Below are 260 nucleotides of genomic sequence, written 5' to 3' on the forward strand. Positions count from 1 at the left end.
GTTCGATAAGAAGGGGGGGGCGGCCGCAGGAAGAGGGGGAGATGAACCCGATACCGGGAAAAAAAGCCCCGCTCCCACAGTGTTGTTCGGTGTTGGGTCAGAAGGAGTCGCCGGGGATGCGAACGAAACCTTCCATGAGGACGCGGGCACTGCGGCTCATGATGGCTTTTTTTACCACCCAGTCACCGTTTTCCAGACTGGCTTCGGCGCCCACGCGCGAGGTTCCGGAAGGATGGCCGAAGCGCACAGCGTTGCGCTCG

1 protein-coding gene is annotated in these 260 nt (G+C 61.5%); it reads right to left on the bottom strand.

Features of this window, described 5'->3' with window-relative positions; all coding sequences use genetic code 11:
* Positions 1-97 precede the first annotated feature (97 nt).
* Positions 98-247, bottom strand: a complete 150-nt coding sequence (locus ACPYOG_RS19875) for a PrpF domain-containing protein (RefSeq protein ID WP_481295835.1) — start codon at positions 245-247, stop codon at positions 98-100.
* Positions 248-260: the final 13 nt, after the last annotated feature.

This window comes from Leifsonia sp. HAY1-4F (genome assembly GCF_056755275.1).